24 protein-coding genes are annotated in these 24,912 nt (G+C 70.3%); 10 read left to right on the top strand and 14 right to left on the bottom strand.

From position 1 onward, the window contains the following. Window positions 1-96: 96 nt before the first annotated feature. Complete coding sequence (locus tag C4V41_RS18880) at window positions 97-1,131, bottom strand: LysR family transcriptional regulator (RefSeq protein WP_235030218.1); 1,035 nt, start codon at window positions 1,129-1,131, stop codon at window positions 97-99. Between the two features lie 79 nt (window positions 1,132-1,210). Between C4V41_RS18880 and C4V41_RS18875 the strand changes: the two genes are divergently transcribed. From C4V41_RS18875 to C4V41_RS18865, 3 genes are all read left to right on the top strand, one after another. Further along, window positions 1,211-2,497: a pyridoxal phosphate-dependent aminotransferase gene (locus C4V41_RS18875; RefSeq protein WP_103957172.1), complete on the top strand. Its 1,287-nt coding sequence runs from the start codon at window positions 1,211-1,213 to the stop codon at window positions 2,495-2,497. Window positions 2,498-2,638: 141 nt separating this feature from the next. Beyond that, window positions 2,639-3,283 (top strand): GNAT family N-acetyltransferase, encoded by a 645-nt coding sequence (locus C4V41_RS18870; protein WP_103957171.1) that lies wholly within the window; start codon window positions 2,639-2,641, stop codon window positions 3,281-3,283. Window positions 3,284-3,539: 256 nt separating this feature from the next. Further along, window positions 3,540-6,542: an AfsR/SARP family transcriptional regulator gene (locus C4V41_RS18865; RefSeq protein ID WP_103957170.1), complete on the top strand. Its 3,003-nt coding sequence runs from the start codon at window positions 3,540-3,542 to the stop codon at window positions 6,540-6,542. 274 nt (window positions 6,543-6,816) lie between these two features. On the opposite strand, the gene C4V41_RS18860 is transcribed toward C4V41_RS18865, so the two are convergent. Continuing rightward, complete coding sequence (locus C4V41_RS18860) at window positions 6,817-8,220, bottom strand: DUF7059 domain-containing protein (protein WP_103957169.1); 1,404 nt, start codon at window positions 8,218-8,220, stop codon at window positions 6,817-6,819. Window positions 8,221-8,374: 154 nt separating this feature from the next. On the opposite strand from C4V41_RS18860, the gene C4V41_RS18855 reads away from it, so the two are divergent. Further along, window positions 8,375-8,686 carry a hypothetical protein gene (locus tag C4V41_RS18855; protein ID WP_103957168.1) on the top strand — a complete coding sequence of 104 codons (312 nt, stop codon included), beginning with the start codon at window positions 8,375-8,377 and terminating at the stop codon, window positions 8,684-8,686. Between the two features lie 84 nt (window positions 8,687-8,770). Here C4V41_RS18855 and C4V41_RS18850 read toward each other — a convergent pair whose 3' ends face one another. The 3 genes from C4V41_RS18850 to C4V41_RS18840 form a co-directional block, all read right to left on the bottom strand. Continuing rightward, entirely contained in the window at window positions 8,771-9,721 is a 951-nt protein-coding gene (locus C4V41_RS18850; protein ID WP_146103704.1) for an NAD(P)-dependent oxidoreductase, read from the bottom strand. Between the two features lie 62 nt (window positions 9,722-9,783). Then, a complete protein-coding gene (locus C4V41_RS18845) occupies window positions 9,784-10,380 on the bottom strand; it encodes a TetR/AcrR family transcriptional regulator (protein WP_103957166.1) in 597 nt (198 codons plus the stop codon). Beyond that, window positions 10,377-10,892, bottom strand: a complete 516-nt coding sequence (locus C4V41_RS18840) for a GNAT family N-acetyltransferase (RefSeq protein ID WP_103957165.1) — start codon at window positions 10,890-10,892, stop codon at window positions 10,377-10,379. Before C4V41_RS18840 ends, C4V41_RS18845 begins: the two co-directional genes overlap by 4 nt. Window positions 10,893-10,950: 58 nt before the next feature. On the opposite strand from C4V41_RS18840, the gene C4V41_RS18835 reads away from it, so the two are divergent. The 4 genes from C4V41_RS18835 (at window position 10,951) to C4V41_RS18820 (ending at window position 14,374) form a co-directional block, all read left to right on the top strand. Next, the gene (locus C4V41_RS18835; RefSeq protein WP_103957164.1) at window positions 10,951-11,418 is read left to right on the top strand and encodes a winged helix-turn-helix transcriptional regulator; all 468 of its coding nucleotides are present in this window, start codon (window positions 10,951-10,953) and stop codon (window positions 11,416-11,418) included. Between the two features lie 51 nt (window positions 11,419-11,469). Continuing rightward, window positions 11,470-12,270 carry an SURF1 family cytochrome oxidase biogenesis protein gene (locus C4V41_RS18830; RefSeq protein WP_103957163.1) on the top strand — a complete coding sequence of 267 codons (801 nt, stop codon included), beginning with the start codon at window positions 11,470-11,472 and terminating at the stop codon, window positions 12,268-12,270. Window positions 12,271-12,280: 10 nt separating this feature from the next. Then, the gene (locus tag C4V41_RS18825; RefSeq protein ID WP_103957361.1) at window positions 12,281-13,024 is read left to right on the top strand and encodes a tyrosine-protein phosphatase; all 744 of its coding nucleotides are present in this window, start codon (window positions 12,281-12,283) and stop codon (window positions 13,022-13,024) included. Between the two features lie 153 nt (window positions 13,025-13,177). Beyond that, window positions 13,178-14,374 (top strand): amidohydrolase family protein, encoded by a 1,197-nt coding sequence (locus C4V41_RS18820; RefSeq protein ID WP_103957162.1) that lies wholly within the window; start codon window positions 13,178-13,180, stop codon window positions 14,372-14,374. 31 nt (window positions 14,375-14,405) lie between these two features. Here the strand turns inward: C4V41_RS18820 and C4V41_RS18815 are convergent, their stop codons facing one another. The 4 genes from C4V41_RS18815 to C4V41_RS18800 all read right to left on the bottom strand — a co-directional run bounded on the left by C4V41_RS18815 (window position 14,406) and on the right by C4V41_RS18800 (window position 17,947). Then, window positions 14,406-14,765: a YkvA family protein gene (locus tag C4V41_RS18815; protein ID WP_235030217.1), complete on the bottom strand. Its 360-nt coding sequence runs from the start codon at window positions 14,763-14,765 to the stop codon at window positions 14,406-14,408. 58 nt (window positions 14,766-14,823) lie between these two features. After that, window positions 14,824-16,239: an amidase gene (locus C4V41_RS18810; protein WP_103957161.1), complete on the bottom strand. Its 1,416-nt coding sequence runs from the start codon at window positions 16,237-16,239 to the stop codon at window positions 14,824-14,826. Window positions 16,240-16,242: 3 nt separating this feature from the next. Beyond that, window positions 16,243-17,202 (bottom strand): LLM class F420-dependent oxidoreductase, encoded by a 960-nt coding sequence (locus tag C4V41_RS18805; RefSeq protein WP_103957160.1) that lies wholly within the window; start codon window positions 17,200-17,202, stop codon window positions 16,243-16,245. 76 nt (window positions 17,203-17,278) lie between these two features. Beyond that, window positions 17,279-17,947, bottom strand: a complete 669-nt coding sequence (locus C4V41_RS18800) for a TetR/AcrR family transcriptional regulator (protein WP_200824063.1) — start codon at window positions 17,945-17,947, stop codon at window positions 17,279-17,281. Window positions 17,948-18,127: 180 nt separating this feature from the next. Here C4V41_RS18800 and C4V41_RS18795 point away from each other — a divergent pair, with 180 nt between their 5' ends. Beyond that, window positions 18,128-19,024 (top strand): hypothetical protein, encoded by an 897-nt coding sequence (locus tag C4V41_RS18795; RefSeq protein ID WP_103957159.1) that lies wholly within the window; start codon window positions 18,128-18,130, stop codon window positions 19,022-19,024. 75 nt (window positions 19,025-19,099) lie between these two features. Here C4V41_RS18795 and C4V41_RS18790 read toward each other — a convergent pair whose 3' ends face one another. From C4V41_RS18790 to C4V41_RS18770, 5 genes are all read right to left on the bottom strand, one after another. Continuing rightward, complete coding sequence (locus C4V41_RS18790; RefSeq protein ID WP_103957158.1) at window positions 19,100-20,158, bottom strand: aspartate-semialdehyde dehydrogenase; 1,059 nt, start codon at window positions 20,156-20,158, stop codon at window positions 19,100-19,102. Then, window positions 20,155-21,429: an aspartate kinase gene (locus tag C4V41_RS18785; protein WP_103957157.1), complete on the bottom strand. Its 1,275-nt coding sequence runs from the start codon at window positions 21,427-21,429 to the stop codon at window positions 20,155-20,157. Before C4V41_RS18785 ends, C4V41_RS18790 begins: the two co-directional genes overlap by 4 nt. 88 nt (window positions 21,430-21,517) lie before the next feature. After that, window positions 21,518-22,048: a DUF5063 domain-containing protein gene (locus C4V41_RS18780; RefSeq protein ID WP_103957156.1), complete on the bottom strand. Its 531-nt coding sequence runs from the start codon at window positions 22,046-22,048 to the stop codon at window positions 21,518-21,520. After that, on the bottom strand, window positions 22,041-22,640 hold the full coding sequence (gene recR, locus C4V41_RS18775; protein ID WP_103957155.1) for a recombination mediator RecR: 600 nt from the start codon (window positions 22,638-22,640) through the stop codon (window positions 22,041-22,043). Before recR ends, C4V41_RS18780 begins: the two co-directional genes overlap by 8 nt. A gap of 2 nt (window positions 22,641-22,642) precedes the next feature. Then, complete coding sequence (locus tag C4V41_RS18770; protein WP_103957154.1) at window positions 22,643-22,993, bottom strand: YbaB/EbfC family nucleoid-associated protein; 351 nt, start codon at window positions 22,991-22,993, stop codon at window positions 22,643-22,645. Between the two features lie 434 nt (window positions 22,994-23,427). On the opposite strand from C4V41_RS18770, the gene C4V41_RS18765 reads away from it, so the two are divergent. After that, window positions 23,428-24,861 (top strand): helix-turn-helix domain-containing protein, encoded by a 1,434-nt coding sequence (locus tag C4V41_RS18765; protein WP_103957153.1) that lies wholly within the window; start codon window positions 23,428-23,430, stop codon window positions 24,859-24,861. Window positions 24,862-24,912 lie beyond the last annotated feature (51 nt).

The raw sequence follows: 24,912 nt of genomic DNA, 5'->3' as shown, positions 1-24,912 counted from the left end.
GCCGCAGACGTTATCGCCTCCTTCCCCCATCCACCGAACTTCCACCATTCACCGAGCTTCCACCATTCACCGAACTTCACTATCCGCCGTACTTCACTATTCGCCGAACGATCGGCCCACCACGTCGCTCGCCGACCGGGCCGCCCTGCCGGGCCAGCCGTCCAGGGGGTCGTCCTCGCCGCGCGAGCCCTCCCGTGGCCGCTCCGAAGGGCGTACCGGATCGAGGTCGGCCGCGATGTAGCGCGCGGCCACGTGGATCGCGCGCAGCGTCACGGACACCGACGGCCGGTGCACGCTGGAGCCGCGGGCCACCGCGTGCACCTCCCGGCCCACCGGATTGCCGGGAAACTGCCGCACGGCCAGCCCCCGCACCCCTGCGGCCAGCGCGAGCGCCGGGACGGCGGCGATGCCGATGCCCTTGGCCACCAGCGACAGAATGGTCCCCAGCCCCTCGAACTCCCACGGCGTCGGCCGGGTGCCGCCCACGTCCACCAGCAGCCGGTCCACAGCCAGCCGCGAGGGCTCGCCGTCGGGCGTCGCCATCCACGGCTCGTCGCGCAGCTCCCGCAGGTCGAGTGGCACCTCGGGATCGGCGAGGCGGTGCTTGCGCGGCACCACCAGCACCATCGGATCGCTCAGCAGCGGGAACACGCGCAGGCTCTCGCTGTCGCGCACCCGCCCGTACCAGTCGTCCACGAGCGCGATGTCCACCTCCCCCGACTGCACCTCGCGCATGCCGCGCCCCGACCTGCTCTGCCCGAGCCGGAGCGTCAGCTCCGTGTGGCGCCGCAGCGAGCGCGCCAGCGCGGGCGCGAAGGCCACCGCCGCCGTTGGGAACGCGGTGACCACCACCCGCCCGGAGGGCTTGCCCGCGTGGGCGGACAGGTCGGACTCGGCCTCCTCCACCATCGACAGGATGCGCTCGGCGTGCAGCACCAGCCGCCGGCCCGCGTCGGTCAGCTCGGCGCTGCGCGCCGTCCTGTCGATCAGGGCCGTGCCGGTTTCGCGTTCGAGCGCCACGAGCTGTTGCGAGACGGCGGAAGGGCTGTATCCGAGCGCCTCAGCCGTCGCTGCGATGCTGCCCTTTCTCGCGAATTCGCAGATCAGCACCAATCGTCGCAATTCGAGCATCAGACTTCCTTATGCCTACCCACGAAAAGCCTCGCTTGTGGTGATGCCTTCATCCAACCACGCTGGGAACGTGACAAACATGAGCGTTACTTTGTCCGCCACTCTGGCGGCGAACGAGGACATCGAACGAAGACGACGCGCCGGGGAGCGCGTGCTGCACCTGGCCTTCGGAGAAGCAGGTCTGCCCGTCCACCCGGCGCTGCGCGACAAGCTGGCCGCCGCATCGGAGCGCAACGGCTACGGGCCGGTCGCGGGGGCGGCCGGACTGCGGACGGCGGCGGCGGGCTACTGGACACGACGGGGGCTCCCCACCGACCCCGACCTGGTCGTCAGCGGGCCGGGCAGCAAGTCGCTGCTGTACGCCCTGCTCCTGGCGATCGGCGGAGACGTCGTCCTGCCCATGCCCAGCTGGGTCAGCTACGCCGCGCAGGCCGACCTCGTCGGCTCCCGCCCCATCCTGGTGCCCGCACCGCCAGGAGAGGGTGGAGTGCCCGACCCGGATCTGGTCGCCGCCGAGGTTCGCCGCGCCAGGGCCCAGGGCAGGACCGTCAGCTCCGTGCTGGTGACCCTGCCGGACAATCCGACCGGGCGGCTCGCCACGCCCGAGACGATCGGCCGGCTGGTCCGGCTCGCCCGCGAGCTCGACTTGATGATCATCTCGGACGAGATCTACCGCGATCTCATGCACGACGCCGCCTTGCCGTACACCTCGCCGGCCGATCTCGCGCCCGAGCGCACGATCATCACCACCGGGCTGAGCAAGAGCCTGGCGCTGGGCGGCTGGCGGATCGGCGTGGCCAGGCTGCCCGAGGGCGGCCACGCGCTGCGCAGGAAGCTGCTCGCCGTGGCCAGCGAGATCTGGTCGGCGCCCGCGGCGCCGGTGCAGGAGGCCGCGGCCTACGCCTTCGGCGATCCGTCCGAGCTGACCGAGCGCATCGCGCGCAGCCGGTTGCTGCACGGCACGGTCGCGCGGGCCGTACGCGACCGGTTCGTGGAGATCGGCGCCGACGTGCCCATGCCGCAGGGCGGCTTCTATCTCTATCCCGACCTGAGCCATCTGCGACTCGGCGGGTCGGCCGACATCACCAAGATCCTTTTGGAGGAACACGGCATCGGAGTCCTGCCGGGACACGCCTTCGGCGACGATCACGCGGCCGCCAGGGTAAGGGTCGCGGTGAGCCTGCTCTACGGCGACACCACCGAGGAACGACTGGCCGCGCTGACCAGCTCCGACCCCCTCCAATTGCCATGGATCGCGGACAATTTGAACTATCTGTCGATGGGTCTGAAGGAGCTGTCTTTGGTCCGGCACGGCGCGGTGCTCGAACGGCATCCCGCGCTCGTCCCCGCGCCATGTCACGGTTAGGCGAATCTTTGCCCAAGAACCGGTTTACCGTCCCCCAAAAGGGGCCTCTGACCTGCGGAAACACCTAGTCCGTAGATTGCGGTAAAAGATCTTCCTAACTGCCTGGTTACGTGCGCCCTCGCTTCCCTCCATCATGTGCACATGCCCGCTCTTGTCACCCTGTCCGGGCGCTCCGTGCGCCTGGAACCTCTCAGCCTCGCGGCGGTCGATGACCTCGTCGCCGCGGCGGGTGAAGACCGTTCTACATACGCCTTCACCCGCGTCCCGAATGGCCGGGACGAGATGGTCTCCTACGTGGAGGCCGCTCTGGCTGAGCAGGCGGAGGGCCGCACGATGCCCTTCGCCATCCGGTGGCTGAACACCGACCGCGTGGTCGGTGCCACCCGTCTCATGCACCTGGAGTATTGGCAGGGCCCCATGCCCTGGCCTCCGGGTACACGTGGCGCGGTGGGCGATACTCCGTCCGTGGCCGACATCGGTTACACCTGGCTGGGCGCCTGCGCCCAGGGCACGGGGGTCAACCGGGAGAGCAAGTTCCTGCTGCTCTCACACGCCTTCGAGACGTGGAACGTCCACCGCATCACCCTCAAGGCAGATGTACGCAACACCAGATCCCGGGCCGCCATCGAGGCCCTCGGCGCACACTTCGACGGGGTGCGGCGAGCGGAAAGCCGAGGCGCCGACAATACGGTCCGAGATACCGCGTTCTACTCGATCCTGCACTCCGAATGGCCGGCCGTACGCGAGCGGCTGATCATGCGATTGGGCCTGGTCGAGGCAGCCTGACAACCCGTTCACCGATGGCCCCGCCCGAACTTCAGGGCGGGGCCTGTATTTTTTCCCGCCTACCTTCGCTCTACATGACACACGCCCCCGCGATGCGTGTCACGCGTAGCCGACCATCAGCATCCAGGGGCCCGCTCAACACCCGATTGAAGGCGGATCAACGGCTCGGTAAACGATCAACCCACATCTAGGTGACGAGCAATGATGGATCTATCATTTGGTAACAAATCGTTCCATTGGCTTGGAGACAGACGGCATGGCTGGTCAGAGCATTGAGAGCGAGCTGCGGTTCGCCGTGCTCGGTCCTGTCCGCGCGTGGCGCGATGGCCTGGAACTCGATCTGGGCACCCCGCTCCAGCGGTCCATTCTCGGCATGCTGCTCCTGCGGGAAGGCCGCGCGGTCACCCCGAACGAGATGATCGACGCGGTATGGGGCGAGGAGGCGCCGCCGCGGGCCCTGGGCGCGCTGCGCACCTACGTCTCCAGGCTCCGCACCGTGCTGGAGCCGGACAGGCCCGCGCGCTCCCGTCCCGAGCTGCTCACCTCCATCGGCCGGGGCTACGCGCTCCGGCTGCCGGAAGACGCGCTCGACCTCGTCCGCTTCGAGCGCGGCACGCACACGGCCGAGACCGCCCGCAAGGCGGGCCGGCTCACCGAGGCCGCCGCGGCCCTGCGCGCCGCGCTGTCGCTGTTCGAGGGCGAGCCGCTGGCCGGGACCGTCGGCCCCTACTCCGAGCACCAGCGCGACCGGCTGATCGAGCGCCGCATCAGCGTCATCGAGACGCTGATGGACGTCGACCTGGAGCTGGGCGACCACGCCCGCGTCGTGTCCGAGCTGATCGCGCTGACCGCCGACCACCCGCTGCGCGAGCGGCTGCGCGCCCAGCTCATGCTGGCCTACTACCGCTGCGGGCGGCAGGGCGACGCGCTCAACGTGTTCACCGAGACGCGCGAGGCGCTCATCGACGAGCTCGGCATCGAGCCCGGCCCCGAGCTGACCGCGCTGCACCAGCGCATCCTGGCCGCCGACCCCACCCTCGCCGTCGCCGAGACGCCCCCGGAGGAGCCCGCGGAAGAGGAGGAGCATCCCCCGGCGGTCGAGCTGCCGCGGCCCGCGCAACTTCCCGCCGCCGTCAGCGACTTCACCGGCCGCAAGGAGGTCGCGGTACGCCTGCGCTCGATGCTGTCCGCCCAGTCGTCCTCGGAGGGCGTCCCGGTGGCGGCCATCTCCGGCATCGGCGGCGTCGGCAAGACCACGCTCGCGGTACACGTCGCCCACCTGGTCGACGAGGTGTTCCCCGACGGCCAGCTCTACGCCGACCTGCGCGGCTACACCGACGAGGTCACCGCCCCCGAGTCGGCGCTCGGCGGCTTCCTGCGCGCGCTCGGCATCCCGCCCGACGTCATCCCCGACCAGCCGGCCGAGCGCTCCGCGCTCTACCGCTCGATCCTGGCCGAGCGCCGCATCCTCGTGCTGCTCGACAACGCCCGCGACGCCGCGCAGGTCGCCCCGCTGCTGCCGGGCACGCCGGGATGCGCGGCCATCGTGACCAGCCGCGGCAAGCTGGCCGACCTGCCCTCCGCCAAGCTCATCGACCTCGACGTGATGGAGCCGGACGAGGCGCTGTCGCTGTTCTCGTCGGTGGCCGGGGCCGAGCGGGTGTCGGCCGAGCACGGCGCCGCCATGGACGTCGTCGCCGCCTGCGGGTTCCTGCCGCTCGCGGTGCGCATCGTGGCCGCCAGGCTGGCCGCCCGCCCCTCCTGGACCGTCGCCTCCCTGGTGCCCAGACTGGCCGACGAGCAGCGCCGCCTCGACGAGATGCGCGTGGGCAACCTGGCCGTCGAGGCCACGTTCGCACTGGGGTATGGGCAGCTCGAAGCGGCCCAGGCCCGCGCGTTCCGGCTGCTGTCGCTGCCCAACGGCCCCGACATCTCCTCGGGGGCCGCGGCCGCCGTGCTGGGGATGAGCGCGTTCGAGGCCGAGGAGGTGCTGGAGTCGCTGGTGGACGCCAGCCTGCTCGAAGCCCCCGCGCCGGGCCGCTACCGCTTCCACGACCTGCTCAAACTGTTCGCCAGGCGGGCCCTCGACCGGGCCGAAAGCCCGCAGGACCGGACGCTGGCGCTGCGCCGGCTGCTCGGCTTCTACCTGGCCTCGACGCAGTCGGCGCACCGGCTGGCCTACGAGGGCAGCATGATCCCGGCCAACCTGGTGGTCGTCTGCAGCGGCCGTACCTTCACGAGCGTCGACGAGGCCGTGGCCTGGCTGATCGCCGAGGGCGACTCGCTGTTCGCGGCCATCAACCAGGCCGCCGCGACCGCGGAGGCCGGGCAGTTGCTGCCCGCCGCCGACCTGCTGGTGGCGATGGAGCCGCTGCTGGAGTCGGGCACGCACACGCGCGAGTTCGACCAGGGCACGCGGGCCGTGCTGGCCGCCGCGCTGAGCATCGGCGACCAGGCCGGCGAGCTGCGCTCCCGCTACGTGCTGGGCCGGGTGCTGTTCGCGGGCAACCGGCTGAGGGAGGCCGAGGAGCAGTTCAGGGTCGTGCACGAGCTGTCGGTGGCCCGGGCGGAGAAGATCGTCACCGGCGAGGTGCTCAACGCCCTGGCCGTCGTCGTGGGCCGCCAGCGCCGCCACACCGAGGCGCTCGGCCTGTTCGACGAGGCCATGCGCTGGTACCGCGAGAACGGCGTACCGGCCGGCGAGGCCCTGGTCCTGAGCTACTCGGCCCGTGACCACCTGGGCCTGGGCCGGCCTGAAGACGCCATCGCGGCGGCCGAGAAGGGCCTGGCCATGTTCACCGAGATCGGCAGCGGCGCCGGCACCGCCCGCGCCCGCTACCACCTGGGCATCGTGCTGTCCCGGGTCGGCCGCCTGACCGAGGCCGTCCACCACCACGCCGAGTGCCTGGCCTTCTTCCGGGCCAGCAAGCAGCGGGTCTGGGAGCAGCGGGTGTGCTCCAGGCTGGCCGAGACGTTCATCGCCGCCGGGCGCTACCCCGACGCCGTCCGGCACGCGGAGCAGGCTCTGGTGGTCTCGCGCGAGATCGGCCACCCCTATGGCGAGGCGCTGTCGCTCACGGTCCTCGGCAAGGCGCTGCACGGGCTCGGCAGCGTGACGAGGAGCGTCGACTGCCTACGGCAGGCTTTCGAGATCTTCTCCCGGCTCGGCGCTCCCGAGGCGGGCGACCTCAAGGTCCTGCTCGACGGCATTCCCGTCGCCGTTATCGACGCCGTCGCTGAGTCCGTCGTCGAGTCCTGAGTACAGCTCGTCGTCCAGACGTGTCATCCACACATGGTTGATCAAGGCTGTCCTTAGGGAGTCACGAATTGCTCGTGATCAATGGTGTTCAGCCCGGCCGGCCATCCTTTGCCGCCACGCGTCGCTAGGGGGCCCGGTTATCCGGATGCTCCGCGTGGTGGCTAGCCGCCTCACACAGACGACCGGCCGGACCTGACACGGCCCTCGAACCCCCCAGGTCCGTGTCTTGACTGAGAGCCTCCTCCTGAGGGGTCAACGTCGAATCAACGGCGGATTAAAGCAGGAAGTATCCCTCGGCGATGAGGGGCCTGACCTTGTCGGAGTCGGCGATCTCCCCGTCGCCGACCAGCTCGGCGATCACGTTGAGCAGCGGTCCGAGCGCCAGTTCGCCGTCGCACACGCCGGCCAGCGCGGCCTCCACCGTGCCGACCTCCCGCGTGCGGCGCAGCCCCTGCGTCTGGCGCAGCACGATGCGGATGGGGTCTTCCGCGCCCGGCAGGCCGACCCGCTCGTCCAGCAGCCCTTCCGTGGTACGCAGCAGCGCCGTGTCCAGCGCCTGCGCCCGGTGCGCGGCGGCGATGGAGTCGATCACGTCGTCCACGTAGTCGCCGACCGGCAGCGAGACCTGGTGCGCGAGATGCTCGACGCGGACGACCGGATCGAGCGTGCCCGAGTTGCGCATGGTGATCCAGCCGAACCCGACGCCCTCGACCTTGTGCTCGTCGAACCAGGCCAGCCAGCGGTCGTAGTGCTCGGTGTAGCGCTCGGTGCCCTGCTCGGCCGCGTCCTTGAGCCAGAGCTCCACGTATTCGGCCGGGTCCTGAACGTCGCGCTGCGCCACCCAGGCGTCGCAGCCGGTCTCGCGCAGCCAGCCGCCCACGCGGTCGTGCCAGTCCTCGCCCTCGACGTGCAGCCAGTTGGCCAGGAAGTGGGCCTGGCCGCCGGGGTTGAGGTGGCGGGGCGCCTGGCGTACGAGGTCGCGGCAGAAGGCGTCACCGTCCCCGCCCGACTCGCGGTAGGTCAGCCGCCCCTCCCGCGCCGGCGCGATGACGAACGGCGGGTTGCTCACGACGAGGTCGAACAGCTCGTCCTCGACCGGCTCGAACATCGACCCCGCACGCGCCTCCACGCCCTCGACGCCGGACAGCTCCCAGCTCAGCCTGGCCAGCTCCAGGGCGCGCGGGTTGAGGTCGGTGGCCGTGATGTGCCCGGCCCGCCCGGCCAGGTGCAGCACCTGCACCCCGCACCCGGTGCCCAGGTCGAGCGCGCGCTGGACCGGCCGGCGGCTGACGAGCTGGGCCAGGTTGGCCGAGGCGCCACCGGCCCCGACGACGTGGTCGGGCCGCAGCGCGGGGTCGCCGGGGCGGACCTTCCTGTCGGAGACCAGGTAGCCGCCGGTCTCCCAGGGCTGCAGGTGCACGGTCGCGCGGACCTGGTCGCCGTCGGTCTCGACCAGCCCGGAGTCGAGTACGGCGGTGGGGACGTCTTTGGCCGGGACCGGGACGCCGAGCCACCACAACCTGATCAACGTGGCCAGCGGGTCGGCGTCGGCGGTCGCGCGCAGGGCCGGGACCAGTTCTTCGCGGGCCAGGGCCGAGGCGGCCATGCTGCCCAGGCGCTCGCGGACGCCGTCGATCGAGTATCCGGATTCGAGGAGGTGATGGCGCAGTCGTTCCACAAGAGCATCCTTTCACCGCGGGCTCGCCCACATGATCCGATACCCACAGTGCTCATACTGTTACTTAAGCACCCAAGCAAACTGCAAGCGGCGGACAAGTCACGCGCGGTATCTCTTAGGAGGTCACACCACGTCCTCCCCGAGGAGCGGACCCATGCTGATCCCTTGCTTGGCCTGCGAGTCCCGATTCGGGCCCGACGAATACTTCAGCGCCTGCTCCGACTACAACCGTGGCATGGACCTGGTGTCGTGGACGTGCCCGCGCTGCGGCAACCGCGACGATCTGCGGGTGCTGCCCGGCGAGCTCGGGTTCGGCTACCCGTCCCGCGGCCGGTTCGACGTGCACGACCGTGTCCGGGTGCCGGGGCTGCGCAGGCACCGCGGTGACCTGCGGCTCGACATCTCGCTCGACCGGGCGATCTGGCGCGTGCCGACGCGCGTGCGGCAGCTCGCCAAAAGCGCCTAGGCGCGGGCGCGACAGCTCGCCTAAAGCGCATAGGCACGCGTGCGACAGCTCGCCCAAAGCGCAGGCGCGTGTACGACAGCTCGCCTAAAGTGCGTACCCGTGGGCCGGGGCCTCGCCGCGCAGCAGCCGGGCGATGTCCTCCACCAGCGTCTCCGCCAGCTCCTCCCGGCTCTCCCCCGTCGCCTCGCCCAGCCGTGGCGTGAGCACCACGTTCGGCAGCCTGGTCAGGGGATGGGCCCGGTCGAGCCACTCGCCCTCGAAGTGGTCGAGCCCCGCGCCGCCCACCTGGCCCCAGCGCAGCGCGTCCACCAGCGCCTTGAGGTCGTGCAGCGCGCCGCGCGAGGTGTTGAGGTAGATCGAGCCCGGCCGCATCGCGCCGAACTCCGTGTAGCCGAACAGGCCCCTCGTGCTCTCGGTCAGCGGCACGTGCAGCGACACCACGTCGGCCTCGGCCAGCAGCGCCGGGAGGGTGTGGGTGGCCTCGGGGACGAACGGGTCGCAGACGATCACCCGCATGCCCAGGCCCTCACAGCGCCAGCGCATGGCCCTGCCGACGCGGCCGAGACCCACGATGCCGAACGTCCTGCCGGTCAGCCGGCGGCCGCGGTGACGCTGTGCCGGTGGCACCCTGCCGTGGTAGACGCGCCCTCTGCGTACTTCCCTGTCGGCGGTGACGATGTTCCTGCTGACCGCGAACATCAGCGCGAGCGTCAGCTCCGCGACCGACTCAGGGTCGCGGTCGGCCGCGTGCAGGACCGTCACCCCGCGCTCGGCGGCCAGCGGCAGGTCCACGCTGGTGGGCGGGCCCATGCTGGCCACTACGTCCAGTTGCAGGCCGAGGACCGACGTGCGCACCTGGTCGCCGTCGGTGATGAGCACGGTCGCGCCGGTCTCGATGACCAGGTCGGCCAGTTGCTCGTCGGTGAAGCCGAGGCTCGGTCGGGCGGGAGCCTCGGTCAGGTCGGCGACCTCGCCCAGGCGCGCGAGCGCGCTCTCCGGCAAGGCGGGCAGTACCAGCGCCCGAGGTCGTCTCACATTTGGACAATAACACCACAGACGGTGCCCAGATCATCGCTCCCCGCGCAGGCGGGGACGGCTCACTGGGGAGGCTGGCGCAGGCTCTGCCAGGCCGCCTCGCTGAGCCCCTTGATCTCCTCGTCCGTGGGCGTGTGCGCGCCGGCGAACCACAGCCGGCACATCTCCTGCGCCGGCCCGAGCCACAGCACGTAGCACATGGTCGCGTGCACGGGCTGGAGCTGGCCGTTCTTCATGTGCGGCCGCCACCAGTCGGAGACCTGGCGGAAGAACGTGCGCCGCTGCTCGGCCACCTCCGCGCCGCCCGGCTCCTGCTTGCGCGGCGGGCGCTCGCTGATCAGCAGCCTGGCCCGCTCGGGGTGCTCCCCGGCCCACCGCATGTGGAAGGCCACCACGGCCTCGATGCCGTCGCGGGCCTCGTCGTGGCGGACCAGCTCGGCGAGGAAGGCACCCTGGTAGGCGGTGAGGATCTCCCCGTAAAGCACGCCGAAGACGTGCTCTTTGCTGGCGAAGTGGTGGTAGAAGCTGCCGACGCTGACGCCGCTTTCCTCACGGAGGCTGGCCAGTGTGGTGGCCGACACTCCGTCCTGGCTGAACCGGCGGAGGGCGCCCTCGATGATGCGGGTCCGGCCGTCGCGTCCGTTCTTGACACTCTTCACGCTGTCAATGGTGTGGTACCAGAACGTTGTTCCGCAAATAGGCCAGCCTGATCGATCATAGCGGTCACCGCCACCGACCCCGAATCGACCTTCATCTCGGCGTCGGGCCAGAGCCTGCGGACGAGCCTCAGCACGCGCCGATTCTCGCCCAGGATGTCCATGCCCACGGTCTTCGCGCCGCGCACCGAAGCCCGGAGCAGCAGGGTGTCCACGAGCCTGGGGCCGAGCCCGCGGCCCTGCCACTCGTCGGTCACGACCACGGCGATCTCGACGTCGGTGCAGCCACCCTGGTAGCTCATGGCGTGCCCGACGATCTCCCCCGTCTCCGTGGTCGCCACCAGCGCGTCGCGGCGGTCGTCGAGGGTCAGCAGCACGCGCACGAGACCGGCGGCCGGCCGGGAGACGCCGGTGAAGAACCGGAGCGTCTGGGTGTGCAGCGACAGCCCGGCCAGGAAGCGTCGGATCCGTTCCTCGTCGCCGGGACGGACCGGGCGGATCTGAGTTCCCTGCATAGACTCAGCTTGCACCGACGACCTGAGTCTGTCAATCGAACTTAGGTATAATGCAAAAATGAACGTTCCCTTCCGGGTGACCAACTGCTCGATCGAGCGCACCCTGGACATCGTCGGGGAGAAGTGGACCTTCCTGGTGCTGCGCGAGGCGTTCACCGGCGTACGGAGGTTCGCCGACATGCAGGCGAGCACCGGCGCTCCCCGCCAGGTGCTCAGCGCCCGCCTGGCCCGGCTGGTCGACGAGGGCCTGCTGCGCAAGGAGCCCTATCGCGAGCCCGGGCAGCGGCAGCGCGACGAATACCGGCTCACCGAGAAGGGCCGTGACCTCTATCCGCTGCTCGTCGCGCTGATGCACTGGGGCGACAAATATCTGACAGGCGACGACGGCCCGCCCGTGCTGCTCACCCACCGCGACTGCGGCGCCCCCATCGAGCAGCATTTCCGTTGTGCGGAGGGGCACGAGGTGGCCGGTCCGCGCGAGGTGACGCCGCTGCCGGGCGACGGCGCGGAGCTCAGGAGCGCCTGAGCAGGCCGGTCGCGTGGAGGGGCACCGGTGCCGGTGCCTACTCTTGAAGGCGTGTACCGGTTCCTGCTGACGCCTCGATGGCTCTCGCTCCACGTGGTGGTGCTGCTGGTCATTCCCGCCTTCGTGTTCCTCGGGCAGTGGCAGTTCGGGCGGTTCGAGGAGCGGTCGGCCAACAGCGAGCGGGTGACCGCCAACATCGAGGCCGCGCCCGTGCCGCTGGATCGGATCGTGGCCGCCGGGCAGCGGGTCGGCGAGGACGACCGGTTCAGGAGGGTCACGGTCGCGGGCACGTACGATCCGGCCCACGCCCTCCTCGTACGCCGCCGCCCCCAAGACGGCCACAACGGCTACTACGTCCTGACCCCGCTCGTCACCGGCGACGGCACGGCGGTGATCGTGAACCGGGGCTGGGTCCGCGCGGGCGCCACCGCAGACGCCGCGCCCGAGGTGCCCGCTCCGCCGACCGGCCAGGTAAATGTCACTGGGCGGCTACGGACGAGCGAGACCGAGGAGTCCAGCGGGATCAGGAACCGCTCCGGGCTGCCGGCCGGCCAGGTCCTGCTGATCAACCCCGGCGAGATCGGGAAGGGGCTCCCGTACCGGCTGCTGGGCGGTTACGTGGAGCTGACGGAGCAGCAGCCCAAGCCCGCTGCCGCGCCGGAGCCGGTGCCCGCGCCCGACGTCGGCGCGGGCGGCGGGCTCAACCTGGCCTACGGGGTCCAGTGGTGGGCGTTCATCGGCATCGCGATCGGCGGGTGGATCCTGCTGATCAGGCGGGAGCTCGCGGAACGGAGGGCTCAGGAGCCCTCAAGCGCCTCTACCGCCCAAGATGCCCCGACCTCGGGCAATTAAGGTGTGGAGGGTGATCCGCCACATTGAGTTCACCAGCCTCTGCAACTTCCGCGACGTGGGTGGATATGCCACCAAAGACGGGCGCACCGTCAGGTGGCAGCGGCTCTACCGGGCCGACTCCCTCGGCTGGCTGGCCGGAGACGATCTGACGGCTTTCCGGGCCCTGCGCGTGCGCAATGTCATCGACCTGCGGCACCCGTTCGAGGTCGAGAGGTCGGGGCGAGTCCCGGAGACCGAGGGCCAGAACTACCAGAACCTGCCCATCGAGGGCCGCCGCTGGGACGTCGCCGCCTACGTCGAGGAGGCCGGCGTCGGCCGCTACCTCGCCGACCGCTACCTGGAGACGACCGAGGACGGCGTCGACAACCTCAGGATCGCCCTGGAGACGATCGCGCGAGCCGACAACGCGCCCGTGGTCGTCCATTGCGCCGCCGGCAAGGACCGTACCGGCGTGCTGACCGCGCTGGTCCTGTCGCTGGCGGGGGTGGGCGAGGACGACATCGTGGCGGACTACGCGCTCACCGGGCTGGCGACCGAGCGCTTCGTCGCCGACTGGACCAGGAGGCATCCGGGCGCGCCGCTGTGGCCGGGCTTCGGGCTGGCGCCCGCCGAGGCCATGCGCCACTTCCTGACCGACCTCACGGCGCGGCACGGCTCGCCCGAGACGTACGTCACAAAGATCCTCCAGATCTCCCCGGAGACCATCGCCGAACTTCGCACCCATTTGCTGACTGAAGAGATCTCAGAAGGGTAGAGGGGGCCAGGGTCCGCACCTGCGCGAGCGGGCCCGCCGTCCCGGGATCGCCAGCCATCCCCCTCCCGGCGGTCCCGGGTCAGAAAGTCTCGGATACCCAACGGATACGTCGCAGCTTGTTCGACGTTATGCAGGCGTCGTACGGTTACGTGCGTGACTACGCCGCTGCTTCCCGACCCTGAGCCCAGGCGGCGCGACTATGTGATCATCTCAGCCGACGATCACCTGATCGAGCCTCCCGACCTGTTCGAAGATCGGTTGCCGGAGAAATACGCCGAGGTCGCGCCCAAGGTCGTGGAGACGGAGGCGGGTCATCAGGTGTGGCGCTACGGCGGCGCCACCTACCCGTGCGCCGGCATCGACGTGGGCGCCGGGCTGCCGAGAGAGCAGTGGACGCTCGACCCGGTGAGGTTCGAGCAGATGCGCCCCGGCTGCCATGACATCGAGGCGCGCATCGAGGACATGGACGTCGCGGGCATCTGGGCCGCGCTCTGCTTCCCCGGCATGCTGGCCGGCCAGTCGGGCATGCCGTTCGCCAGGACCCGCGACCAGGAGCTGGGCCTGGCCCTGGTCAAGGCGTGGAACGACTGGCACATCGACGTCTGGGCGGGCACCTACCCCGAGCGGATCATCGGCCTGCAACTGCCGTGGCTGCCCGATCCCGACGTGGCCGCCAAGGAGATCCGCGCCAACGCCGCCCGAGGCTTCAAGGCCGTCGTCTTCCCCGAGTTCCCGACGCGGCTGCGGCTGCCGTCGATCCACTCGGGCCACTGGGACCCCTTCTTCGCGGCCTGCGAGGAGACCGGCACCGTCGTCTGCCTGCACACCGGCGACTCCTCCTGGTCGCCCGTGCCCTCGCCCGACACGCCCATCGAGGCCATCACCACGCTGATGCCGACGAGCGCGATGTTCGCCTGCGCCGACTGGCTCTGGTCCGGGCTGCCGCTCCGCTTCCCCTCGCTGCGTGTCCTCATCGTCGAGGGCGGCGTGGGCTGGCTGCCGATGCTGGCCGAGCGCGCCGACTACGCCCTCGACCACCCGGTCGCCGGAGAGGCGGCGTGGGAGGGCGGGCTCAAGCCCAGCGAGGTGCTGCGCCGCAACTTCTTCTTCGGCACGCTCGACGACCACGCGCTGTCGGGGGTGCGGCTCGCGGTCGGGCTCGATCACGTGCTGCAGGAGAGCGGCTACCCGCACTCCGACTCGACCTGGCCCGACACGCAGAAGTCCGTGGCCCGCAACCTCGGCACGCTGCCGCCCGCCGACATCGCCAGGGTCGCCTACGGCAACGCGGCCCGCCTGTTCGGGCATCCGCTCCCGTCACGCGCCTGGCTCCGGATGGAGGAGATCTAGCGCTCTTCCCGCACCGTCGGCGGGAGGAGACCTAGCCTTCGTCCCGCACGGGCTGTGCGTGGCCCTGGATGATGCTGCGCTCGTGTTCGACGAAGCGGCCGCTCTCGCCGAGCAGCGACGCCATCAGCCACAGGAACACGCCGAAGTCGTCGGCCACGCCGATCAGCATGAGGAAGTCGGGCAGAACGTCGATCGGCGACAGGATGTAGACCACGCCGAGTCCGACCAGGGCGAGCCTGCTCTTGCCCATGCCGTCATAGCGTCCGCGCATGACCGCGCCCACCATGCGCGGAATCGCCCGGACCCTGGTCATCAGGCCGGGCGAGCCCGGCTTGGTCACCTCGCGGTACGTACGGTACGCCGCCGCTGCCCGTGCTGGCTTTCCCATCATGCGATCTCCCCTACCCCCGGCTTCTCACGACATAACGCGTCGGGAAGGTCACGAGTTCCTAGCGCAGCGCGGCATGCTCGAACGGCCTGGCCGCCTCGACCTGAGCCGCCACCCTGACCAGCAGGTCCTCCCGCCCGGCCGCCGCGACGAGCTGCACGCCCACCGGCAATCCCGCCGGATTTCTGTGCAAGGGCAGCGATATGGCGGGCTGCCCCGTCGCGTTGACCGGCGAGGTGTAGGCCACGGCGTGCGAGGTTCTGCCGAAGGCGATGCTCAGGTCGCCCGGCGGGATCCAGCCCAGCGGGAACGGCGCGACGCCCAGCGACGGCATCAGCAGCAGGTCGTGGCCCGCGCTCCACCAGGCGGCCATGCGGCGGCGGAAGCCGTCCACCCACTGCGTGGCCAGGATGTGGTCGGCCGCGCCGCGCCGGCGGGCCGCATTGACCATGGCGGCGTTGCGCGGCTCCAGCTCGTCGAGCTCCACCGGCTTGCCGCGCAGCTCGCCCAGGCCCGCCACGTGGGCGGCCAGGTTGTCGGCCACGATGGCGCCGAAGTGCTCGGTGAAGGCCGTTTCGCCGAGCGCCTCGGGGCCGCCGGGCGCGACGTCGTGGCCGAGCGACTCCAGCAGCGCGGCGGCCGCGGTGACGGCCTCGGTCAGCTCGGGCACCTCCGGCACGTCGCCCCGGGGATGCGCGGTGAGGAAACCGACGCGCAGCCGGCCCGGATCCCGGCCCACCTCGCCGGCCAGCGGGCCCGGCAGGGCGGGGGCGGCGTATGGATCGCCCGGATATGTCCCGGAGACGACGTCGAGCGCCGCCGCCGTGTCCCGTACGGTCCTGCTGACGAACCCCGCGCACGAGAACCCGCTCCAGCCCTCGCCCATCGACGGCCCCAGGCTCACCCGCCCGCGCGTCGGCTTGAGCCCCACCAGGCCGCACAGGGACGCGGGGATGCGGATCGAGCCGCCGCCGTCGCTCGCGGTGGCCAGCGCCACCATCCCGGCCGCCACCGCCGCCGCGGACCCGCCGCTCGAACCGCCCGCAGAGTACGCCTCGTCGTAAGGGTTGCGCGTGGCCCCGAACGCCACCGGCTCCGTCGTGATCGTGCTGCCGAACTCGGGCGTGTTGGTCCGCCCGAGCAGCACGAACCCGGCCTCCCGCAGCCGGACGACCCCGTAGCCGTCCACCGCGTTCTCGACCCCGTCCTGGACCAGCGAGCCCCCGCTGTACGGCTCCCCCGCCTGCCGCCACCCGAGATCCTTGAGCAGGATCGGCACCCCGCGGAAGGGCGCGTCCGGCGGGATGGCGTCGATCTCGGCCAGCGCCCGCTCGAAGCGGCGGTGGACGACCGCGTTCAGGTCGCCGTCGTGGGCCTCGATGTGCGCGATCGCGGCCTCGGCCAGCTCACGGGCCGACACCCGGCCGTCCCTGACCGCCTGGGCCTGCCCGACCGCGTCCAGCTTCAGCACGTCCATGACCTATCCCTTCGGCGCCAGATCCCGCACTGCCTGGTCGATGGAGATCTCGCCGCCGGGGATGGGGGCGAGCACGGGGGTGTCGAGGCCGCTCGCCACGTATTCCCTGATCCTGGCCCGGCAGGTGGCCGCGTCGCCGTGCACGACCAGGGCGTCCACCACCTCGTCGGGGATCGACTTGAGCGCCGCCTGCCGGTCGCCGGCGGCCCACGCCTCGTGCATGGGGCGCAGCACCTCGCCGCGGCCCAGCCAGTCGTGGAAGGCGGCGTACACCGGGACGGTCAGGTAGCTCGCCAGCATCCATCGGGCCATCTCGCGTACGCGCTCGGTGTCCTCGCTGACGCAGACGAACAGGCGGGCGATCAGCTCGGTGCCTGAGCCGATCTCCGCGCGCACCTTCCGCACATCATCGGGCGAGAGCCAGTTCGTGATGGCCCCGTCGGCCTCCTCGGCGGCCAGGCGCAGCATCCGGGGGCGCAGCGCGGCCAGCACGATCTTGGGCGGCGTCTCGGGCGCACGTTCGAGCTTGAAGCCCTTGATCTCGAACGTCTCGTACGCCTCCGAGACCTTCTCCCCGGCCAGCGCCCGCTTCAGGAAGCGCAGGGTGTCGCGGGTGCGCGCATAAGGTTTGCCGAACGTGCCCGCGTTCCACCGCTCCACGATCGCCGGCGAGGACGCGCCGATGCCCAGCACGAACCGGCCGGGCGCCAGGTCGGCCAGCGTGGCCGCGGACATGGCCAGCAGCCCGGGGCCGCGCGTCGAGACGGGCACGATGGCGCTGCCCAGCCTGACCCCCGGGGCCCACTGGGCGGCCATGGCCAGCGGCACGAAGCCGTCGGCGCCGTTGACCTCGGCGGACCACACATCGGTGTATCCGAGGCCTGGCAACTCCTCGATGAGCTCCCGCGCCTTCGACAGCGGGCGGTCGTGGAAGGGGATCGTCATGCCCCAGTTCTGTGTCATTCACGGCCTCCGGCACCGGCGACCTGGGGTAGGCCACCACACGCGCCCCACCGTACCAACCGCTCGGTATGTTGTCCTAGGCGCGCAACTCGTGGACAGCCGCGATGAAATCCTTCGTGATCCCCCGCAGGCCGGGCAGATGCGACAGCCCGACCAGCCGGTCGACGAGCGGCACGGTGACGTCGATGAGCCGGTAGGTGCGCTGGCACCCCGGCGAGGTGTCGTGCACCCAGAACAGGACCATGCCCATCGACAGCAGCCAGAGCAGCTCGGGCAGCTCCTCGCGCAACTCGGCGTTCATGCGGTCGCGCGAGCCCTCGACGACCTGGCGGTAGATGTCGATGGACGCCTCACGCGCCGGCGACGACTGCTCGCTGAACGGGCTCAGCGGATTGGTCGGCTCGGCCGCGTGCTTGAAGAACTTCACGGCGAACTCGTGGTAGGGCTCGGAAACGCGCACCCACTCGCGCAACACCCCGCTCAGCCTGGCCGCGAACGACTCCTCCGTCGCCAGGAACTCTCTGCAGGCCGCCTCGTGCTCGGCTTGAGCACGGTCGTAGTAGGCCTGGATCAAGGCCTCCTTGCCTTCGAAGTAGTAGTAGGCGTTGCCCACTGACACCCCGGCCTCGGCCGCGATGGCGCGCATCGTGGTCGCGTCGAAGCCGCGCTCCCTGAACAGTCGCAAGGCCGTCTCGACGATGACCTCTCGGGTGCTCTCCGCTCCTCGGTTTCGGGGTTCGGCCACGTCCGTCACTTTACGTCGTCGAGCGAGGTTAGGTCATGAAGCCGCACGGTGATCACCGACACAAGGCAAAGTTGCCCCCGCGGCATGAGTTATCTCCTGTGAAAGGTGGGATTGTCGATTCAGGCGGAAGGGCTATTTCCGCGAAAAGGCATCGACATGTGGATACGTGGAACACTGCGGTTGGTCATCATCGCGCTCCTCGGCATTGAGATCACCATAATCGCGCTGGCCTCGGCCGCCTCCGCCGCCACCCACCCCGAAGGGTCGCCGGTTCAGGGCAGCCTGTACGAGGCCGGACAGAACGGCTGGGAGGACGGCCCGGCGTACTGGGAGCGGGCGGCCATGGCCGCGGCGCTGTCCGACGCGTACGAGGTCGGGCCGAAGGTCGCCGGTGCCTGGGCGTTCGAGGGGCTGAGGGAGGCCCGCGAGCGGCTCCTGGCCATGCGCGACTGGCCGATGACCGACGAGCGCTGGCCGGCCTACGAAGGCCGGCCGCACGTGATCCACGAACGGCCCGCCGCCGAAGAGCACCACGCGGTCTTCAAAGCCGAGCCCCGTACGGAGGCCGCGAAGCCGCTGCGGAGCCCCGTACGCGCCGGAGTGGCCAAGATGCCCAGGGCGCGGCCCCACATCGCTCACAGGCGCGCTCACGTCGATCTGACGCGGGCCATGCCCAGGCAGGCCGTCCACATGTCCCACCGCACCGCCAACGGCTGGCTGAAGACCGGCGGCGTACGGACGAAGTCGACCGGCAACTGCGCGAGCAAGAACATGCACCACTGCACGTCGCTCGACTCGGTGCGGACCGGGACGATCGCCAAGGTCATCGAGCTGAAGCGGGAGAGCCGCTGCCCGATCATGGTGACGGGCGGCACGGAGCGGGGCCACGCTCCCGGGCAGTTCAGCCACGGGAACGGCTACAAGCTCGACATCTCCCACAACGCCTGCATCGACCGGCACATCGAGAAAAATCACCACAAGGCCGGGATACGCAGCGACGGATCCCCGCTCTACAAGTCAGCCGGGGGCACGACCTTCGCCGACGAGAGCGACCACTGGGACATTCTCTTCCGGTGACAGCGCCACGGCGCCACCCCGGAAAAGGGTGTGACGCCGCACATCACGCACGGCGTCACACGGACTCTTCTCGGATCAGAACTCGGCAGCGACCAGCTCGGCGATCTCCGCCGCGTTGAGCGCCGCACCCTTGCGCAGGTTGTCACCGCACACGAACAGATCGAGCGTGTTCGGGAAGTCGATCGCCTGGCGGATACGGCCCACGTAGGTCGGGTCGGTGCCCACCACGTCGAGAGGCGTCGGGTAGATCCCGTTGCCCGGGTCGTCCATCAGGACCACCGTCGGCGCCGCCCCCAGGACGCGGTGCGCGTCGGCGACCGTGATCTCGCGCTCGAACCGCGCGTGCACGGCCAGCGAGTGCGTCGTGATGACCGGTACGCGGACACAGGTCGCGGAGACCTTCAGGTCGGGGATGCCCAGGATCTTGCGGGACTCGTTGCGGAGCTTGAGCTCCTCGGAGGCCCAGCCACCGTCCTTGTACGACCCCGCCCACGGCACCACGTTGAACGCGATGGGCGCGGGGAACGGCGACTCCTCGGGCAGCCTGTTGGCCAGCACCTTGCGTACGTCACCGGCGGCCTGCCCGACCGTGCGGTCACCGGCCAGCGCCTCGATCTCGTCGTAGAGCCGCGCCGAGCCCGCCACACCCGCGCCGGAGACCGCCTGGTAGGAGGCGACGACCAGCTCGGTGAGGGTGTATTCGGCGTGCAGCGCCCCCATGGCCGCCATCATCGACAGCGTCGTGCAGTTGGGGGTCGAGATGATGTTGCGCGGCCTGCTGCGCGCGTCGAGGGGGTTGACCTCGGGCACGACCAGCGGCACGTCCGGCTCCATGCGGAACGTCCCCGACTTGTCGATCGCGATGGCGCCGCGCTCGGCCGCGATCGGCACCCACACGGCCGACACCTCGTCGGGCACGTCGAAGATGGCCACGTCGATGCCGTCGAACACCTCGGGCGCCAGGGCCTGCACGACGATGTCCTCGCCGCGCACCTGGAGCACCTTGCCGGCCGAGCGCGGCGAGGCGACGAGACGGATCTCGCCCCAGATGTCCGCGCGCGTCGACACGATGTCGCGCATGACGGTGCCCACGGCACCGGTGGCCCCGATCAGGGCGAGATTGGGCCTGCTCATCGTCCACTACCTCCATACACCACGGCTTCGACCTGGTCGGCGTCGAGATCGAAGGCACGGTGGGCGGCCGCCACGGCCGCGTCGACACCGTCCTGCCCGACGATCACTGAGATGCGGATCTCCGAGGTGGAGATCATCTCGATGTTGACCCCCGCGTCGGCGAGGGCCGCGAAGAACGTCGCGGTGACGCCGGGGTGCGAGCGCATGCCCGCGCCGATCAGCGACACCTTCCCGATCTGGTCGTCGAACAGCAGCGACTCGTAACCGATCTGGGCCTGGATCTTCTTCAGCGACGTCAGCGCCGTCTGGGAGTCGGCCGTGGGCAGCGTGAACGAGATGTCCGTGCGCCCGGTGGCCGCGGCCGAGACGTTCTGCACGATCATGTCAATGTTGATCTCGGCGTCGGCCAGCGTTTTGAAGATCGAGGCAGCCTCACCGACCTTGTCGGGCACCCCGACAACAGTGATCTTGGCCTCGCTCGTGTCGTGCGCGACGCCGGAGATGATCGGCTGCTCCATCTCGGTTCCTTCGGTGTAGGGGTCGGAGACGACCCACGTGCCTTCCTTGGTGCTGAACGAGCTGCGTACGTGGATCGGCAGGTCGAACCGGCGAGCATACTCGACACAGCGCAGATGCAGGATCTTCGCGCCGCAGGCCGCCATCTCCATCATCTCGTCGTAGGAGATCCTGGGGATCTTGCGGGCCGCGTGCACGATGCGGGGGTCGGCGGTGAAGATGCCGTCGACGTCGGTGTAGATCTCGCAGACGTCGGCCTCCAGGGCCGCCGCCAGCGCCACCGCCGTGGTGTCGGACCCACCGCGGCCCAGCGTGGTGATGTCCTTGGTGTCCTGCGAGACACCCTGGAAGCCCGCCACGATCGCGATGCTGCCCTGGTCGACCGCCTCACGGATGCGGCTGGGCGTCACGTCGATGATGCGCGCCTTGCCGTGCGTGGAGTCGGTGATCACACCTGCCTGCGAGCCGGTGAACGAGCGGGCCTCGTGGCCCAGGTTGGCGATCGCCATCGCCAGCAGGGCCATCGAGATGCGCTCGCCCGAGGTCAGCAGCATGTCGAGCTCGCGGCCCGGAGGCAGCGGCGACACCTGCTCGGCCAGGTCGAGCAGCTCATCTGTCGTGTCGCCCATGGCGGAGACGATCACGACCACGTCGTTGCCGGCTTTTTTCGTCGCGACGATCCGCTGCGCGACCCGCTTGATGCAGGACGCGTCGGCGACGGACGAACCACCGTACTTTTGCACAACGAGCGCCACGAGAGTCTCCCGGTTTGGACTGTGAGCTGCCAGTCTACTGGGGGCCTCTCATGGGCCAGATGGTTCGTACCACTATGTGGACGGACGATCAGACGGCGGTGGTCTCCTCCGCCACGTCGAGGCGCGAGTGCGCCGCCAGGGCCTGCAGCGCGCGCATCGCCGCGCCCGCGTGGTTGCCCCACGTGTTGAAGTAGGAGTATTGCCACCACCACAGCGCCTCGTGGGGCCGGCCCGCGTGATAGTGCCGCAGCCCGTGGATGAGGTCGGCGGCGACCGCGGTCAGGTCGTCGGAGAGGCGGTAGGGGGTGACGGCGGTGTCCTTGTACGGGTCGAAGACCTCGGCGTAGTCGTCGACGGCCTCAAGTCGTTCGGCCAGCGCCGTGCGCACGCCGTCGATGTCGGGATCTTCGCTCATCGGCGGCTCGTAGTTGCCGGCGAGGATGACGTCCACGTTCGCACCGAGCTTGGCGCCCGCCAGGCTCACCTGGGCGACCTCCACCAGCAGCAGGGACAGCAGGGCGTCGCCGCCCTCGCCGCCCGCGACCCTGGTCAGGCCGTCCACGTAGTTCTGTGCGTGCCCGGAGATCTCTTCCGCCAGCGTGCTCCACTGGTCAGACATCCAGCAGCCTCCGTCCTTCGAACGCGCGGCCCAAGGTCACCTCGTCGGCGTATTCGAGGTCACCGCCCACAGGCAGACCGCTGGCCAGTCGTGTCACTTTGATGCCCATCGGCTTGACCAGACGGGCCAGGTAGGTAGCCGTCGCCTCACCCTCGAGGTTGGGGTCGGTGGCGAGGATGAGCTCGGTGACGCGGCCGTCGGCCAGCCGGGTCATGAGCTCGCGGATGCGCAGGTCGTCGGGGCCGACGCCGTCGATCGGGCTGATCGCGCCGCCGAGCACGTGGTACGTGCCACGGAACTCGCGCGTCTTCTCGATCGCCACGACGTCCTTCGACTCCTCGACCACGCAGATGACGTGCGTGTCGCGGCGCGGGTCGCGGCAAATGCGGCACTCCTCCTCGGAGGCCACGTTTCCGCAGACCCGGCAGAAGCGGACCTTCTCCTTGACCTCGAGCAGCGCGTGCGCCAGCCGTTTGACGTCGGCTGGATCGGCCGCCAGCAGGTGGAACGCGATCCGCTGCGCGCTCTTGGGACCGACGCCGGGCAGCAGGCCCAGCTCGTCGATCAGATTCTGGACGACCCCCTCGTACATGCCTAGAACCCTGGCAACTGTCCGAGGCCGCCGCCACCCAGACCCTGGGCGAGCGGGCCGAGTTTCTCCTGCTGCAGGTCGGCGGCCGCTCGCACGGCATCGCGGACGGCCGCGATCACCAGGTCGGCGATCGTGTCGGCGGTGTCCTGCGCGTCGCCGGCGTCGATCACGCTCGGGTTGATCTTCAGCTCCAGCAGCTCGCCCGAGCCGTTGACGACGGCCGTGACCAGGCCACCGCCTGATGAGCCCTCGATCTGCGCGTCGTTGAGCTCCTGCTGGGCGCTCACAAGCTGCTGCTGCATGAGCTGGGCCTGCTCCAGCAGCTGCTGCAGGTTGACATCCCCTGGGTTCACCGTCGTGCGCTCCTCGTGGCTCCGCGTTCTTGACTGCCACGAGCCTACGGTGTTTGGGCGGCGTCATGTACTGCGGTGTCCCCACGTTTCGTACACGGGCTCACCGTCCGGGACGCCCGCCCCGATTCCGCGCGCGCCTTTCCGGTTCGGAACGGTTGTCATGGCCTGGCTCTCCTGTCGTGATCGAGTTCCGTTTCCGCAGGAGAGTCGGCGTCTGACGTGTTTTGGCCGGGTCTCGGCCCCCCTCCAGCGTCCGAGACCCGGCCACCACGTCGGCGGAGCGGCCGCACCACGCCGACGCGCTGAGCAAGAAGCTAGAACGCGGAACGTTGCACACACGTTGCGTTCATTCAATCACCCTCTGCAATCCCCCTGAACGGGTTGCGCCGAGCGCGCGCAAGACGGATGCTCTAAATGACTACTTGGAGTGACCGATGAGTTACGCCCATCTCGACGCGTACTCCCGCCTTCTACGCGGAGCGCACGAAGCCGCGGCTTCCGGCCGGGCCTGGCCGGATTCCCCCCGCCATCTGATCAAAGCCTCCTGGCACCGGTCCCTGAGCGCCGGTATCGACCCGGAAGGCAAGAGTGCCCCACTCGTCTACGATCTCTCCCGCATCAGGGACATCCGCAAGACCCATCCCCTGCTGCCGCTGCTGCCCCTGCTCGCCGAGACGCTCTCCGGGCTGGCCTGCGACACCGGACACGTCATGATCGTGACAGACGGTGACGGACGTGTCCTCTGGCGCGAAGGCAACCATTCGGTCATGCGCCGCGCCGATCAGGTCGGCCTGGCCGCCGGGCACCAGTGGAGCGAAGAGAGCGTCGGCACCAACGGCATCGGCACCGCGCTCGCGACGGGCCGGCCCGTGCACGTCTATTCGGAGGAGCACCTCATGCGGGTGCTGCACATCTGGTCGTGCAGCGCCGCCCCGATCACCGACCCCGACTCGGGGCGCGTCATCGGCTGCGTCGACGTGAGCGGCACCGCCCGTAGCCTGCACCCCGCCACCGTCGCCCTGGTCTCCGCCACGGCCAAGCTGGCCGAGACGCAGCTCGCCCTGCGCATGCACGAACGCGACCAGCGCCTCAGGCGACGGCACGAGTCCCTGCGCGGCCGTCCCGGCATCCTGCTGTCGTCCACCGGCCGCGTCATCTCGGGCGACCCGTCGGGGGGCCTGGGGCCGCGCGTCCATCTGGGCGAGCACGCTCACTTCTCCGGCCAGCGCCTCATCCTGCGCGACGGCACCAGTGCCCTGCTCGAACCCTTCGCCGACGGCTTCCTCCTGCGGCCCTCACCGGCGGCCGAGCCCCCGGCCCTGTCGCTGTCGTTCCTCGGGGAGAGCCCGCCGTCGGCCACGTTCGGCGACCACGACCGGCCGCTGTCGCTGCGGCACGCGGAGATCCTCGCCCTGCTGGCCCTGCACCCGCACGGCCTGACGGCCGAACAGCTCTCGTTCCACCTGTACGGGGACGACGGCAACCCGGTGACCATCCGGGCCGAGATCCACCGGCTGCGGGCCCAGCTCGGGGACGCGATCGCGGCCAAGCCGTACCGGCTGGTCTGCCCCATCTCGGCGGACTTCCTGCGGGTACGCACCCTCCTCGCCGCCAACGACCCGGTGGCGCTGGTACGGGCTTACCCGGGGCCGCTGCTGCTGCGCTCGGAGTCGCCGGAGATCCGTCGCGAACGTGACGAGCTGGAGGCCCAGGTGCGGGCTTGTCTGCTGCGGCGGGGGTCGCCGGAGGATCTGTGGACGTACGCGCAGACGAGCAGCGGCCGCGACGACTACGAGGTGCTGGAGCGCCTCGCCGCCCTTCCTCCCACCGACCGCCGCTCGGCCGCCGCCCGTTCCCGGCTCGCTTAGCTTTTACGGCGGTTGGCTTTTACGGCGGTGCCGGGGAGGGCACTTCTGGCG

The organism is Nonomuraea solani, assembly GCF_900108335.1.
Classification (GTDB): domain Bacteria; phylum Actinomycetota; class Actinomycetes; order Streptosporangiales; family Streptosporangiaceae; genus Nonomuraea; species Nonomuraea solani.
Note: the sequence above shows the minus strand (reverse complement) of the source record. Positions and strands in the feature narration are given on the sequence as shown.

Excerpts from the sequence above, each read along its gene's own strand:
- C4V41_RS18880 (WP_235030218.1), bottom strand. The coding sequence starts at position 1,131 with ATGCTCGAATTGCGACGATTGGTGCTGATCTGCGAATTCGCGAGAAAG.
- C4V41_RS18790 (WP_103957158.1), bottom strand. The coding sequence starts at position 20,158 with ATGAGCAGGCCCAATCTCGCCCTGATCGGGGCCACCGGTGCCGTGGGC.
- C4V41_RS18870 (WP_103957171.1), top strand. The coding sequence starts at position 2,639 with ATGCCCGCTCTTGTCACCCTGTCCGGGCGCTCCGTGCGCCTGGAACCT.
- C4V41_RS18875 (WP_103957172.1), top strand. The coding sequence starts at position 1,211 with ATGAGCGTTACTTTGTCCGCCACTCTGGCGGCGAACGAGGACATCGAA.
- C4V41_RS18780 (WP_103957156.1), bottom strand. The coding sequence starts at position 22,048 with ATGTCTGACCAGTGGAGCACGCTGGCGGAAGAGATCTCCGGGCACGCA.
- C4V41_RS18815 (WP_235030217.1), bottom strand. The coding sequence starts at position 14,765 with ATGATGGGAAAGCCAGCACGGGCAGCGGCGGCGTACCGTACGTACCGC.
- C4V41_RS18840 (WP_103957165.1), bottom strand. The coding sequence starts at position 10,892 with ATGCAGGGAACTCAGATCCGCCCGGTCCGTCCCGGCGACGAGGAACGG.
- C4V41_RS18805 (WP_103957160.1), bottom strand. The coding sequence starts at position 17,202 with ATGACACAGAACTGGGGCATGACGATCCCCTTCCACGACCGCCCGCTG.
- C4V41_RS18765 (WP_103957153.1), top strand. The coding sequence starts at position 23,428 with ATGAGTTACGCCCATCTCGACGCGTACTCCCGCCTTCTACGCGGAGCG.
- C4V41_RS18835 (WP_103957164.1), top strand. The coding sequence starts at position 10,951 with ATGAACGTTCCCTTCCGGGTGACCAACTGCTCGATCGAGCGCACCCTG.
- C4V41_RS18865 (WP_103957170.1), top strand. The coding sequence starts at position 3,540 with ATGGCTGGTCAGAGCATTGAGAGCGAGCTGCGGTTCGCCGTGCTCGGT.
- C4V41_RS18855 (WP_103957168.1), top strand. The coding sequence starts at position 8,375 with ATGCTGATCCCTTGCTTGGCCTGCGAGTCCCGATTCGGGCCCGACGAA.
- C4V41_RS18810 (WP_103957161.1), bottom strand. The coding sequence starts at position 16,239 with ATGGACGTGCTGAAGCTGGACGCGGTCGGGCAGGCCCAGGCGGTCAGG.
- recR (WP_103957155.1), bottom strand. The coding sequence starts at position 22,640 with ATGTACGAGGGGGTCGTCCAGAATCTGATCGACGAGCTGGGCCTGCTG.